12 protein-coding genes are annotated in these 13,092 nt (G+C 71.8%); 5 read left to right on the top strand and 7 right to left on the bottom strand.

Going from position 1 to position 13,092, the window contains the following annotated elements; translation table 11 throughout:
• Nucleotides 1–16 precede the first annotated feature (16 nt).
• Nucleotides 17–517 carry a SigE family RNA polymerase sigma factor gene (locus GUI43_RS07470; RefSeq protein ID WP_112587967.1) on the top strand — a complete coding sequence of 167 codons (501 nt, stop codon included), beginning with the start codon at nucleotides 17–19 and terminating at the stop codon, nucleotides 515–517.
• A complete protein-coding gene (locus tag GUI43_RS07465; RefSeq protein WP_112587756.1) occupies nucleotides 514–1,272 on the top strand; it encodes a hypothetical protein in 759 nt (252 codons plus the stop codon). Before GUI43_RS07470 ends, GUI43_RS07465 begins: the two co-directional genes overlap by 4 nt.
• 14 nt (nucleotides 1,273–1,286) lie before the next feature.
• On the opposite strand, the gene GUI43_RS07460 is transcribed toward GUI43_RS07465, so the two are convergent.
• A complete protein-coding gene (locus tag GUI43_RS07460; RefSeq protein ID WP_112698417.1) occupies nucleotides 1,287–4,064 on the bottom strand; it encodes an ATP-binding protein in 2,778 nt (925 codons plus the stop codon).
• Nucleotides 4,065–4,268: 204 nt separating this feature from the next.
• Here GUI43_RS07460 and GUI43_RS07455 point away from each other — a divergent pair, with 204 nt between their 5' ends.
• Nucleotides 4,269–5,720 carry a M28 family peptidase gene (locus GUI43_RS07455; RefSeq protein ID WP_112698416.1) on the top strand — a complete coding sequence of 484 codons (1,452 nt, stop codon included), beginning with the start codon at nucleotides 4,269–4,271 and terminating at the stop codon, nucleotides 5,718–5,720.
• 60 nt (nucleotides 5,721–5,780) lie between these two features.
• Here GUI43_RS07455 and GUI43_RS07450 read toward each other — a convergent pair whose 3' ends face one another.
• On the bottom strand, nucleotides 5,781–6,479 hold the full coding sequence (locus GUI43_RS07450) for an SDR family oxidoreductase (protein WP_112587750.1): 699 nt from the start codon (nucleotides 6,477–6,479) through the stop codon (nucleotides 5,781–5,783).
• A gap of 149 nt (nucleotides 6,480–6,628) precedes the next feature.
• On the opposite strand from GUI43_RS07450, the gene htpG reads away from it, so the two are divergent.
• Entirely contained in the window at nucleotides 6,629–8,557 is a 1,929-nt protein-coding gene (gene htpG / locus GUI43_RS07445; RefSeq protein WP_112698415.1) for a molecular chaperone HtpG, read from the top strand.
• 202 nt (nucleotides 8,558–8,759) lie between these two features.
• Here htpG and GUI43_RS07440 read toward each other — a convergent pair whose 3' ends face one another.
• The 3 genes from GUI43_RS07440 to GUI43_RS07430 form a co-directional block, all read right to left on the bottom strand.
• The gene (locus GUI43_RS07440; RefSeq protein WP_112698414.1) at nucleotides 8,760–9,125 is read right to left on the bottom strand and encodes a hypothetical protein; all 366 of its coding nucleotides are present in this window, start codon (nucleotides 9,123–9,125) and stop codon (nucleotides 8,760–8,762) included.
• Between the two features lie 122 nt (nucleotides 9,126–9,247).
• The gene (dinB, locus tag GUI43_RS07435; RefSeq protein ID WP_112698445.1) at nucleotides 9,248–10,435 is read right to left on the bottom strand and encodes a DNA polymerase IV; all 1,188 of its coding nucleotides are present in this window, start codon (nucleotides 10,433–10,435) and stop codon (nucleotides 9,248–9,250) included.
• Nucleotides 10,436–10,492: 57 nt separating this feature from the next.
• Nucleotides 10,493–10,963 carry a VOC family protein gene (locus tag GUI43_RS07430; protein ID WP_208646759.1) on the bottom strand — a complete coding sequence of 157 codons (471 nt, stop codon included), beginning with the start codon at nucleotides 10,961–10,963 and terminating at the stop codon, nucleotides 10,493–10,495.
• Between the two features lie 61 nt (nucleotides 10,964–11,024).
• Between GUI43_RS07430 and GUI43_RS07425 the strand changes: the two genes are divergently transcribed.
• Nucleotides 11,025–12,002 carry a helix-turn-helix transcriptional regulator gene (locus tag GUI43_RS07425; protein WP_112587745.1) on the top strand — a complete coding sequence of 326 codons (978 nt, stop codon included), beginning with the start codon at nucleotides 11,025–11,027 and terminating at the stop codon, nucleotides 12,000–12,002.
• On the opposite strand, the gene GUI43_RS07420 is transcribed toward GUI43_RS07425, so the two are convergent.
• Nucleotides 11,894–12,490 (bottom strand): GNAT family N-acetyltransferase, encoded by a 597-nt coding sequence (locus GUI43_RS07420; RefSeq protein WP_112698413.1) that lies wholly within the window; start codon nucleotides 12,488–12,490, stop codon nucleotides 11,894–11,896. The genes GUI43_RS07425 and GUI43_RS07420 overlap by 109 nt on opposite strands.
• Complete coding sequence (locus GUI43_RS07415; protein ID WP_112698412.1) at nucleotides 12,487–13,011, bottom strand: GNAT family N-acetyltransferase; 525 nt, start codon at nucleotides 13,009–13,011, stop codon at nucleotides 12,487–12,489. The genes GUI43_RS07420 and GUI43_RS07415 overlap by 4 nt, the downstream gene beginning before the upstream one ends.
• Between the last annotated feature and the right edge of the window lie 81 nt (nucleotides 13,012–13,092).

Below are 13,092 nucleotides of genomic sequence, written 5' to 3'. Positions count from 1 at the left end.
ACGGGGAGGGTTCGCGGTGGCGCGGGGTGACGCGGATTTCGTCGAGTTCGCGCGGGCGGCGTCCGCGCGACTGGTGCACGCCGCGTTCCTGATGACCGGTGACCACCATCAGGCCGAGGACGCCGCGCAGACCGCACTGGTGCGCACCTACGCGTCGTGGTCGCGGATCCACGACGACGACGCCTACGGGTACGCCCGCCGCACGCTGGTCAACCATCTGGTCGACGGGTGGCGACGGCCGATGCGGGAGTACCCGACCGACGCGGTGCCGGAGCAACGGCGTGGCGATGTGGCCGACGACGTGGCCACCCGGCGCTGGTTGATCACCATCCTCGGTGCGCTGAGTCCCCGGGAGCGCGCCATCGTCGTCCTGCGCTACTACTTCGACCTGCCGGAGGCGCAGGTGGCCCGGGAACTCTCCGTATCCGTCGGCACGGTCAAGAGCACCAGCTCGCGAGCGTTGGAGAAGTTGCGCACCGCCGCGCCCCGCACGGCCGATGAGGAGGCGCGCCGATGAGCGAGCTGGACCGGCTCCGCCACGCCATGCGGGCGACCGAGCGCCCCGACGCCGTGCTCGACCTGACCACCGTGATGCGCGAGGGGCGTCGGCTGCGTACCCGTCGGCGCGTCGCCGGAGCCGGGGCGGCGTCGCTCGCGACCGGCCTGGCCGCCGTGGTCGTGGTGGTGGCGGTCGGCGCGTCCGGGCCCGGCGATCCGGCGCCGACCGAGCACCCACCGCCGGTCGCCGTCGCTCCACCGTCGGTCGGTGTCTCGCCGTGGGCGGAGAAGTCGCTGGGCTCCACGCCACCGCCGACGGTGGGCCGCGACGAGCCGCCACCGAAGCCGCTGGGCCAGATCGTGGACAGCGGGGTGCGGCACGGCGCCGAGCGTCGGGTCTACTACTTCGTCCCGGTGTCCGTGCCCGGCGAACCCGAGGTGTCCATCGGACTGGCCGCCGGTCGCCAAGCTCCGGACGGCTCGTTGAGCACCGACATCCTGGTCAACGACGTGGAGGGTAGCGACCGCAGCGCCGGGTTCCACCAGATCGGCTACGACGAGCGCTTCGCCGCGCCGGTGCCCACCTTCGGTTACTTCGTCGGCCCCGCCAAGCGGATCATCGGCACCGTCGACGGTCGGCAGGTCGACGCCCGAGTGGCGCCATGGAGCGGCGACAAGCAGGTGCTGATCTTCTGGTTCGACCCGGCGCGGCTCACTCCGGGGGAGCGGCTGGACGGCATCATCGCCCGCGACGCCAGCGGCCGCCGACTCTGACGCGCCGCCGGCGATCAGGCCAGTCGACGCTCGATGGTCACAGTCGTCCCCTCGGCGGTGGAGACCAGCCGCACGTCGCCGTAGGCGTTCATCAGCAGCGCGCCGCGCCCCCGGTCCATCGCCGGCCGGCGGTCCCGCCAGGTGCCGAAATCTCGTACCGAGATCCGGACCAGACCGCCACCCACCTGGACGCGCACCCGCACCTCCGGGCGGCTGGGCCGCTGCGCGTGCTCGACGGCGTTGTTCATGGCCTCCGAGGCGGCGAGCAGGAGATCTTCCAGCACGTCCGGGTCGACGTCCAGCTCGCCCAGTGAGCCCCGGACGTCCCGACGCATCGCGGCGGCGGAGGTGGGTGCGGACGGGTACGTCCATCCGACGTCCAGGAGGTCACCCAGCCCGTCCGGGTCGGCCGGCCCCTCCACGACCACGGACGCGTCGCGGACGGGTTCGACCACCGGGGTCGGCGGAACGGGCCCGACCGGGGCAGGTCGGGCCGACGGCGCAGGGACAGTGCCCGTCGTCGGGTCGCTGCCGATCACCGCGGCGGGGGAACGGTCGCGGGCTCGGCGGATGCTGGCCCGGATCCGGGCGATCAACTCGGCCGCGGCGAACGGTTTGACCAGGTAGTCGTCGGCGCCCAGGCTCAGGCCCTCCACGCTGGCCTCCCCACCGGCGCGGGCGGAGAGCACCAGCACCGGCATCGTCCGGGTCGTCGGGTCAGCGCGTAGCCGGCGCACCAGGTCGAAGCCGTCCAGCACCGGCATCATCACGTCGGTCAGGACCAGGTCTGGTGGATCACGGTGGATCTCGTCGAGGGCCTGCCGGCCGTCGGTGACGGCCCGCACCCGCCAGCCCTGCCCGGCGAGCAGCCGGGTGAGGTACGCCCGCATGTCGGCGTTGTCGTCGGCGAGCAGGATCCGGGCGCCGGCCAGCTCGTCCGTGGCCGGCCCGGACGCGGGATCGGGCTCGGTCAGCACGTCGTCCGCTTCGGTGAGCCAGCCCATCGCCTCCTCGACGGCGGCGCGGGCCGCGTCACCCCGCCCGTCCACCGCCGGCCCGGTGACCGCTGTGCGATGCGCCGCCGACCAGGGCAGCGTCACGGTGAACCTGCTGCCGACGCCCACCTGGCTGATCACGCGCACGTCGCCGCCCTCCAGCCGGGCCAACTCGTGCACCAGGGCCAGGCCGATGCCGGTGCCCTCGTGACTGCGCGAGCGCGCGCCCCGCACCCGGTGGAAGCGTTCGAAGAGTTTTGGCAGGTCCCGTTCCGCGATGCCGATGCCGGTGTCCGCGACGGTGAGGCGCACCTCCTCGTCGTCGGCGTCGACGGTGACCCGGATGCGGCCGATGAACGTGTACTTCAGCGCGTTGGAGAGCAGGTTCGTGACGATGCGTTCCCAGTTGACCGGGTCGACAGCGACCGGCCGGGGCAGCGGTGGGCAGCTCACCTCGAGAGTCAGCCCGGCCCGCTCGACGGCGGCCCGGAACACCCCGGCGAGCTCGGCGGTCAGCGCGGCCAGGTCGACCACCCGGGCGTCGCTGCGCGCGCGCCCGGCCTCCAGGCTGGAGAAGGTGAGCAGGCTGTTGACCAGCGTCAACAGCCGGGTGGCGTTACGCCAGCCGGTCTCCACCCGCTCCCGCTGCACCGCCGGCAACGGGGCGGTGGCGTCGGTGAGGGCGTCGGTCAGCGGGCCGAGGATGAGGGTCAACGGGGTGCGGAACTCATGGCTGACGTTGGCGAAGAAGTCGGTTTTGACCCGGTCCAGTTCCGCCATCGCCTCGATCCGGCGCCGCTCCTCCTCGTACTCCTGGGCGTTGCGCAACGCCACGGAGATCTGCTGGGCGAGCAGTTGGTGGAAGGAGCGGTACCCCTCGTCGAGCCCTCGGCTGGGGCTGACTCCGGCGAGCAGGACGCCGAGCGGCTGATCCTCGTCGGCGGAGGGCAGCGGCAGCGCCAGCGCGGTGCGGACCGGATCGTTCCACGGGCCGGCGGGCAGCGGCAGCAGGTCGGCGACGTGGGTCACCTGGGTCGCCCGGCCCTCGGCGGCGTCCGCCAGCCCCCAGGCGTACGCGGGCGGGCCCGGGTCGGTCAGCTCGACGGCGTCCGGCAGGGCCCGGGCGTGCCCCTGGTCGCCGCCGGTGCAGGCGACCCGGCGCAGCGCCGTGCCGTCGCGCAGGTAGATGGCGGCGAACGGCACGTCCAGGGGGTGGCCGTCGATCACGTCGATCAGCCGAGCGCCGGTGGCGTCCACGTCGACGGTGCGTCCGTCGCCGAGCACTGACAGGTCGCGCAGGAGACGGAGCCGACGTTCGCCGACCACCTGTTGGGTGACCTCGCTACACACGGTCAGTACGCCGACGGTGCTGCCGTCGTCGTCGCGGGCCGGGGCGTGCGAGACGCTGAAGTACGCCTCCTCGCGGTAGCCGGCCCGCTCCAGCAGCAGTTGCAGCGCGGGGACCCAGCTGGCCACGCCGGTCGCCATGGCCTCCTCGATCAGCGGGGCGAGCACGTGCCAGCCCTCGGCCAGCGTCACCCGGACGTCGTCGCCGAGCGCGGCGGGGTGCTTGTCGCCGATCAGCGCCGAGTACGCGTCGTTGTAGAGCTGGGAGTAGCTCTCGCCCCAGAGCAGCAGCATGGGATACCGGGAGGAGAGCACCATCCGGACGGCGGCGCGAAGGCTCTGCGGCCATCCGCCGACCGGGCCCAGCGGGGTGCCGGCCCAGTCCAGCTGTGCCATCAACCGCCCGGTGTCGCCGCCGCCGACGAACAGGTCAATGCTGGGTCGCGTCACGCTCGATCCGACCCCATCGCAAGCCCCCGTTCCGGGCCCGACGACCCCTGCCGCGTTACCTACCCATCCTGACACCTCTACTCACCTGTGCCGACGCCGGTACCCACCGTCGAACCGGCGGCGGTTCGGGACGAACGACCGATGCTCAAGAAATAGATATCTGTCAGTGTCTCGGGTATCTCTCTCCAACCCCGAGGAGCCCCCATGAGAGGCAGAACGCTGAGCGCGGGAATCGCGCTCGCCGTGTTCGCCGGAATGACGGTGCCGCTGGCCGCCCAACCGGCGACCGCGTCACCTCCGACCGCCACGACGGTGACCCGGCCGATCGCCGCGTCCGCCGCCGCGTTGGCCGCGCCGGACATCTCCATCACCAACGTCCAGGCGCACCTGACCCAGTTCAACGCCATCGCCACCAGCAACGGTGGCAACCGACGGGCCGGCTCCGCCGGCTACACCGCCTCGCTCAACTACGTCAAGACCAGGCTCCAGTCGGCCGGTTACACCGTCAGCGAGCAGTACTGCTCCAGCTGCCGGTACCCCTCGAACAACCTCATCGCCGAGTGGCCCGGCGGCCCGGCCGACCAGGTGGTCATGTTCGGCGCGCACCTGGACGGCGTCTCGGCCGGCCCGGGCATCAACGACAACGCCACCGGCTCGTCGACCCTGCTGGAGAACGCCCTCGTCCTGGCCGCGCAGAACCCGACAGTGACCAAACGGGTGCGGTTCGCCTGGTGGACCGACGAGGAGCAGGGGCTCAACGGCTCCCGGTTCTACGTCAACTCGCTCAGCGCCACCCAGCGCGGTTACATCAAGGGTTACTACAACTTCGACATGGTCGGCTCGACCAACGGCGGGTACTTCATCAACCGGGTCACCTCGACCACGGCGGCGCCGCTGAAGGCGTACTGGGACTCGTTGGGCCTGCAACCGGAGGAGAACGTCGAGGGCCAGGGCCGCTCCGACGACTACTACTTCCAGCAGGCCGGCATCCCCACCTCGGGCTACGCCGCCGGCGCCAGCGCCCGCAAGACCAGCGCCCAGGCCGCCAAGTGGGGCGGCACCGCCAACTCCGCGTACGACCCGTGTTACCACCGGTCCTGCGACACCACCGCCAACGTCAGCGCCACAGTGCTGAACCGGGCGGCCGACGGTGTCGCGTACGCGCTGTGGCAGCTCGCCGTGGGCGGCGGCACCCCGACCTGCACCGGCGGCCAGGTGGTCGCAAACGGTGGCTTCGAGAGCGGCAGCACGCCGTGGACCGCGTCCTCCGGCGTGATCACCAACGCCAGCGGCCAGCCGGCCCGGACCGGGTCGTACAAGGCGTGGCTCAACGGGTTCGGCACCACCCGCACCGAGAGCCTGTCGCAGTCGGTGACCCTGCCGGCCGGCTGCTCCACGTACACGCTGTCGTTCTGGCTGCACATCGACACCGCCGAGACCACCAGCTCCACGGCGTACGACCGGCTCACAGTGCAGGCGGGTTCGACCACCCTCGCGACGTACTCGAATCTCAACGCCGCGACCGGTTACGTGCAGCGCAGCCTCAACGTGGGCGCGTTCGCCGGGCAGACGGTGACGCTGCGGTTCACCGGCACCGAGGACTCGTCGTTGCAGACCACCTTCGTGATCGATGACGTGACGTTGCAGGCGAGCTGACCGCGTACCCGGGAAGGGGCCGCCACCGGTTCTTCCGGTGGCGGCCCGTCGCGTGGTGGGTCAGGGGAGCTGTGGGTAGAGCGCGGCGACGCCGCCGGCCAGCCCGGCCTGCACCTGGCGGCTGAGGTCGTCGGCGAGGATCTCGTACGCGTCGGCCTCGACGCCGTCGACGCCGATGCGGGCGATCGCCGCCGGGTCCGACTTCGGGCCGGTGATGTCCGCGGCCATGTCGGTGTCCAGGTATCCGACGTGCAGGCCGGCGACCCGGACGCCCCGGTCGGCCAGTTGGACGCGCAGCACGTTGGTCATCGCCCACTCGGCGGACTTGGCGGCGCTGTAGGCAGCGTGGGTCGGGGAGCCGAACCAGGACAGGACCGAGAGCACGTTGAGGATCGTTCCGCCGCCGTTGCCGGCGATGACCGGCGCGAACGCCCGGATCGTCGACAGGGTGCCGATGTAGTGGGTCTCCAGCTCCAGCCGGACGAGGTCCAGGTCGCCGTCGAGGAGGTCGGTCCGGGTGTCGATGCCCGCGTTGTTGATCAGCAGGTTCACGCCGCCGGCCAGCTCGGCGGCGGCGGCCACCGAGGCGGGGTCGGTGATGTCGAGGCGGACCGGCGTCACGCCGGGTAGGTCGACGCTGTCGGGGTTGCGGGCGCCGGCGTAGACGGTGGCGCCCCGGGCGAGGAGTTCGGCGGCCAGGTGCCGGCCGAGGCCACGGTTGGCGCCGGTGACGAGGGCGGTGCTTCCAGCGATCTTCATGGCCGTCACGTTAGGCGACCTGACTTCTGTTGAGCAAAGTCAGCCATCTCACGGGGTTGGCCGGCCGGATCGGGAATACGACCCGGACGCGCTCACACCCCGACCCGTGACGACTCGTATCCTTTCCGCGAACCTTCGCACGAGCCGAGATGGGAGACGGTGTGAGCAACCAGGCCGAAACGTTGGAATTCCAGGCCGAGGCGCGTCAGCTCCTCCAGTTGGTGGTCCACTCGATCTATTCGAACAAGGACGTCTTCCTGCGGGAACTCATCTCGAACGCGTCCGACGCACTGGACAAGCTCCGGCTGGCCACCCTCGTCGACAAGGACCTCGTCGCCGACACCGACGACCTGCACGTCGCCCTGGAGATCGACCGCGACGCCCGCACCCTCACCGTGCGCGACAACGGCATCGGAATGACCCGCGACGAGGTCGTCCAGCTGATCGGCACGATCGCCAAGTCGGGCACCGCCGAGCTGCTGCGCCAACTGCGCGAGTCCGCCGACGCCCACGCCAAGCAGGACCTCATCGGCCAGTTCGGCGTCGGCTTCTACGCCGCGTTCATGGTCGCCGACCGGGTCACCCTGCTGACCCGCAAGGCCGGCGAGACCGGCGGCACCCGCTGGGAGTCCACCGGCGAGGGCACGTACTCGATCGAGGCGGTCGACGAGGCGCCGCAGGGCACCACTGTGACGCTGCACCTCAAGCCGGCCGACACCGAGGACAACCTGCACGACTACACGGCCGAGTGGACCGTCCGCGAGATCGTCAAGCGCTACTCCGACTTCATCGCCTGGCCGATCCGGATGAGCGGCGAACGCCAGGGCGCCGACGGTGAGGCCGCCACCCGCGAGGTGCAGACCCTCAACTCGATGAAGGCGCTCTGGGCGCGGCCCCGCGACGAGGTCGACGCCGCCGAGTACAACGAGTTCTACAAGCACGTCAGCCACGACTGGGCCGACCCGCTCGAGGTCGTGCACATGAAGGGCGAGGGCACCTTCGAGTACGAGGCGCTGCTCTTCCTGCCCAGCCACGCCCCACTGGACCTGTTCTCCCCGCAGGGCCGCCGTGGCGTCCAGCTCTACGTCAAGCGCGTCTTCATCATGGACGACTGCGAGGCGCTGGTCCCGACCTACCTGCGCTTCGTCAAGGGCGTGGTCGACGCGCACGACCTGTCGCTGAACATCTCCCGGGAGATCCTCCAGCAGGACCGGCAGATCCAGATCGTCCGCCGCCGCCTGGTCAAGAAGGTCCTCGCCACGGTCAAGGACCTCAAGGCCAACCACGCCGAGCGCTACCGCACCTTCTGGACCGAGTTCGGCGCGGTGGTCAAGGAAGGGCTGATCGACGACACCGACAACCGCGACACCCTGCTGGACATCCTGTCGGTGGCGTCCACCAACGACCCGGCCGAACCCACCGACCTGGCCGGCTACGTGTCGCGGATGAAGGACGGCCAGAGCGACATCTGGTACGCCACCGGCGAGTCCCGGGCCGCCATCGAGAACTCTCCGCACCTGGAGGCGTTCCGGGCCAAGGGGCACGAGGTGCTGCTCCTCACCGACCAGGTCGACGAGGTGTGGGTCGAGCGGGTCGGCACGTACGACGGTCGGCCACTGCGCTCGATCGCCAAGGGTGAGATCGACCTGGACACCGACGAGGAGAAGCAGCAGGCCGAGGCCGAGCGCGAGCAGCAGCGACAGGAGTTCGCCGGGCTGCTCGACTGGCTGGGGACCACCCTCACCGACAGCGTCCGGGAGGTCCGCCTGTCGTCGCGGCTGACCACCTCACCGGCCTGCGTCGTCGGCGACGCCCACGACCTCACTCCGACCCTGGAGAAGATGTACCGGGCGATGGGGCACGAGATCCCCACGACCAAGCGGATCCTGGAGATCAACCCCGGTCACCCGCTGGTGTCCGGGCTGCGCAAGGCCCATGAGCAGGGCACAGACACCGCCGCCCTGACCGAGACCGCCGAGCTGCTCTACGGCCTGGCGGTGCTCGCCGAAGGCGGTGAGCTGACCGACCCGGCCCGCTTCACCCGGACGCTCGCCGACCGGCTGGCCCGCACCCTGTAGGTGTACCTCTTCGGCTGTGGGCTCCCGGATCACCGGAAGCCCACAGCCCGCCGTGGACGTTCGGGCGTACGAGGCGCCCGGGCATCGGGAGTTGCTGCGGCGCAAAGTGGCCTGGCTCTGCCACGACAGCTGAACGCTCGGCCGGACAACCGGCCGAGCGTTCGCCTGTGCGGTGCGGATCAGTTCAGATGTTGGTGGCCCGTCACGCCGCGGAGGCGGTCTTCGCCCCTCGGTGCGACGCTGCGGGGCCGGCGTTCCAGCCCCAGCGCGCAGCTGGCACCGCTGCGTCGCGGCGCCCGTCCGTGTCGACGTCCTCGCTGTCAGTGCCGTCGATGGTCACCTCGACGGAGCTGGGAGTGCTGCGCGCCAGTCGCAGCGAGTGCTCGGCGCCGGTGCGGGCCGCGCACGGCCAGGACTGCCCGGCGCACTGGAGGTTGCGGCACTGGCCCTCGTCGTCCGGCTCGTGTGCGCTCAGCACGTCGATTGCCAACTGCCACAGCAGCGGGTCGGTCACGTCGTGCGGACGCTCGGCGGTGCGACTCGGTCGGTTGCTGGTGTCGTCGGACATGGTGGGCCCCCCTCGTCAGGCTGTACCCCCCAAGGGTCACCCGTCAGCCGCCGGCTAAACCGCCGACCTGCTGTGATGTGTCTCTGATCGCAGCTCGGTCGTGGACGCCGCACGCTTATCGGTCAGTCCGGCAGAAGTGGCATCTCCACGCCCGGCTCCCGGCCGAGCAATATCGCCCGCGTGAGCGCTGCTGATCCGAACCGGTCGCGGACCGCGTCGACCGCAGCGTCCAGATGGGACCCTGGGTCCGGCTGGAACGGCAGCTCAGGCTGGACCGGGTTGTCGTCGAGGTTGCCCACGGAGACACCGATCAGGGTGATGCCACGGCGATCGATCTCGGGCAGCGCCGCGCGTAGCAGCGCACGCGCGGCGGCGAGCAGTGGCGTCGTGTCCGCCGTCGCCTTACCCACCGTGTGCGAGCGGGTCGCCCGGGTGTAGTCGCCGAAGCGCAGCCGCAACACCACGGTGCGGCCGGACCGCCCGGCCGTCCGCATCCGCCGGCTGACCCGGTCCACCAGGCCGGCGAGGATGGCGTCCAGTTCCGTCGAAGCGTGCGGGCTGCGACTCAGCGCGTGCTGCGCGCCCATCGAACCGCGCCGCCGCCCCACCTGCACCGCCCGGGGGTCGCGATTGTGCGCCAGCGCGTGCAGGTGCCGGCCGGCGCCCGCACCGAGCAGCGACACCAGCGCCGCCTCACCGAGGCGGGCCACCTCCCCGACGGTACGGATCCGGCGTTCGCGCAGCTTCGCGGCCGTGACCGGGCCGACGCCCCAGAGCCGTTCCACCGGCAGCGGGTGCAGGAACGCCAGCTCGGCGTCCGGTGCGACGACCAGCAGGCCGTCCGGTTTCGCCACGCCGCTGGCCACCTTGGCCAGGAACTTCGTGCGGGCCACCCCCACCGTGATCGGCAGGTGGACCCGGTCGCGGACCTCCCGGCGCAGTCGTTCGGCGATCTCGGCCGGTGGCCCGACCAGCCGCCGCAGACCACCCACGTCGAGGAACGCCTCGTCGATGGAGAGCCCCTCGACCAGCGGTGTGGTCTGCCGGAAGATCTCGAAGACCGCGCGGCTCGCCGCCGTGTACGCCGACATCCGCGGCGGCACGACGATCGCGTCCGGGCACAGCCTTCGCGCCTGCTGGCCGCCCATCGCGCTGCGGACGCCCCGCGCCTTCGCCTCGTAGCTGGCCGCGAGCACCACGCCGCCACCGACGATCACCGGCCGCCCACGCAGGCGCGGGTCGTCGCGCTGCTCGACCGACGCGTAGAACGCGTCCAGGTCGGCGTGCAGGATGCTGGCGCCGGGCGACACGTACACATGTTCGCATGGCGTCCGGCGAGTGCGGCAGTGAGCTGGGGGAACGTCCGATCAGTCGAGGCAGAACTCGTTGCCCTCGGGGTCGGCCATGATGAGATGACCGGCGCCCAACGGGGGAGCGGGCTCGTGCCGACTGAGCCGCTTGGCACCATGCGAGACGAGCCGTTCGGCTTCGGCCTCCAGGGCCGCCATCCGCTCGTCACCCTCCAGCCCGGGGGCCGCGCGTACGTCGAGGTGGACGCGGTTCTTCACCTGCTTGTGCTCCGGCACCCGCTGAAAGAACAGCCGTGGCCGCGTGCCCTCGGGGTCGACCACCGCCGACGCGTCGTTGCGGTTCTCCGGCGGCACACCCATCGCCTCCAGCGCCTGGTCCCACGACTCGAAGTCTCCGGGTGGCGCCTGCACCTGGTAACCGAGCGCCTCGGCCCAGAACGTGGCCAACCGCGCCGGGTCGGCGCAGTCGAACGTGATCTGGACGTCGCGGGTCACGGCGGATCCCTGCTTCCTGTTCTGATCGGTCATGATCCCAGCCTCTCGCGGATAGCGGACAGGGTTGTTCCGCTATCCGTGCAACGATCGACGGGTGACCGTCGAGGCGACGACCGAGCGGGTGCTGCGCCTGCTGGCGCTGCTGCAACGACGACTGTCCTGGACGGCCGCCGAACTCGCCGCCGAGCTGGGGGTCACCGGCCGGTGCGTGCGCCGCGACGTGCAGCGTCTGCGGACGCTCGGCTACCCGGTGCGCGCGGTGTCGGGCGTCGGCGGTGGCTACCAACTCGGTGCGGGCACCCGGCTGCCGCCGTTGCTTCTCGACGACGAGGAGGCGATCGCCACGGCGGTGTCCCTGCGCCTCGCCTCCGGGGGCACGATCGCCGGGGCGAGCGAGGCGGCGCTGCGGGCACTCGCGAAGCTCGACCAGGTGATGCCGTCGCGGCTCCGCGCCGAGGTACGGGCGGTGCACGGCTCCACCGACACCCTCATCGGCCCGGTCGCCGAGATCGACGCGGAGCTGCTGGTGACACTCGCCCGGGCCTGTCGGGACGGGGTACGCGTTCGATTCCACTATCCCGGCCAAGACGCTGGTGAGCGGGAACGGACGGTCGAGCCGATCCGGATGGTCACGACCGGCCGCCGCTGGTATCTGATGGCCTGGGACGTCGACCGCGCCGACTGGCGGACGTTCCGGCTGGATCGGATGCGGGCTGCCGTGGCGACGACCTGGCGTTTCCCGGCGCGCCAGCACCCGGATCCGGTCGCCTTCGTGCAGCGGGCCGTGACCGGGGCGCCGTACCGCTACCTCGCCCGGGTGCGGGTGCACGCCCCACCGGAGCGGTTGCGGGAGGTGGTCCCACCACAGGTGGGGCGGGTCGAGGACGACCGCGACGGATGGTCCGTGCTGGTCGTCGGCGGCGACAACCTGGACTGGCTCGCCGCGCACCTCGCCCGACTGGATCACGAGATGGAGGTGCTGGAGCCTCCGGAGCTGCGCGAGGCCGCAGGCCGGCTCGCCCGTCGCCTGGCGGTGCTGGCCGGTGCGACGTCGGAGCCCGGCGCGCGGTGACGCAGCGTGTAGTGGCGCAGCGACACCGGGCTGCCGTCGGGTGCGGCCCATGGTGCCGTGGTGGTGCCGACGCACCGCCATCCTGCGCGCTCGTACAGCGCGGCGGCCGCGGTGCCATCGGCGGCCAACTCCAGCACCAGATCCGTTGCGCGTTTGTCCGCCCACTGGCGGGCCCGGTTCAGCAGCGCGCTGCCCAGCGCCAACCCACGGGCTTTCGGCACCACGAAGAGACGAGCCACCTCGGCCGTCGGCCGGCCGGGCGGCCCGTCCACCTTCTCGGGGATCCGATGCACCGCCACGTGTCCGACAACGGCCGCGTCGGCATCAACGGCGACCCAGGCTCGCGCCGGGTGCGGCTCGCGCAGCCAGCGGTGCGGGTCGGCGGGCCAGTTCAGCGGGTACCCGTCGGCCCGGTGAACCACGGCGAGCGCCGCGACGCAGCCGTCCAGGTCGGTGGCGCGCCGCCGACGGATAGCGGGTCGGTTCACAGGTCGTCGAACGAGCCGGCGTAGCGGAACTCGCCCTGGATCGACTCGCGCCACGCGTGCAACGGGCGAGCCATGAAGTACTGCGGCCCCCACGGCTGCGGAGGGGTGACGCCCAGTTCGACGGCCGGCCGGAACCCGAAGCGCGGGTAGTAGTCGGGATGCCCGAGCAGCACCACAAGCGGTTCGTCCCGCGCGTCGGCCGCGCCGAGCACGGCGTGCATCAACGCACTGCCGACCCCGCGCCGCTGCCAGTCGGGCAGCACGCCCAGCGGCCCCAGCCCGAGCGCCACCGGCGCACCACCCACCCGGCCGCGGGTGGCCACCACGTGACCGACGACCTGGCCGTCCGAATCGGTCGCCACCAGGGAGTACGCGGGCAGCCAGCCCTCGTCGGCGCGCAGCGCGTCGACGAGGGTCGCCTCGACCGGTACGTCGTCACCGCCGTCGGCCTTGGCGAAGGCTGCGGAGTGCACCGCCCGAATGGCGTCGACGTCAGCGGGTGTCTCGCGTCTGATCAGCACCGCGCCACCATACGGGTGCCCTCGGCAGCGGCTCCACGCGTTATCCCCGTCAAAGCCGGACGACGCGGCGTCCTCGGCCCG

This window comes from Micromonospora noduli (assembly GCF_003264365.1).
Lineage (GTDB): Bacteria > Actinomycetota > Actinomycetes > Mycobacteriales > Micromonosporaceae > Micromonospora > Micromonospora noduli.
The sequence above is the reverse complement of the archived record's forward strand: the minus strand, read 5'-3'. Positions and strand labels throughout refer to the sequence as shown.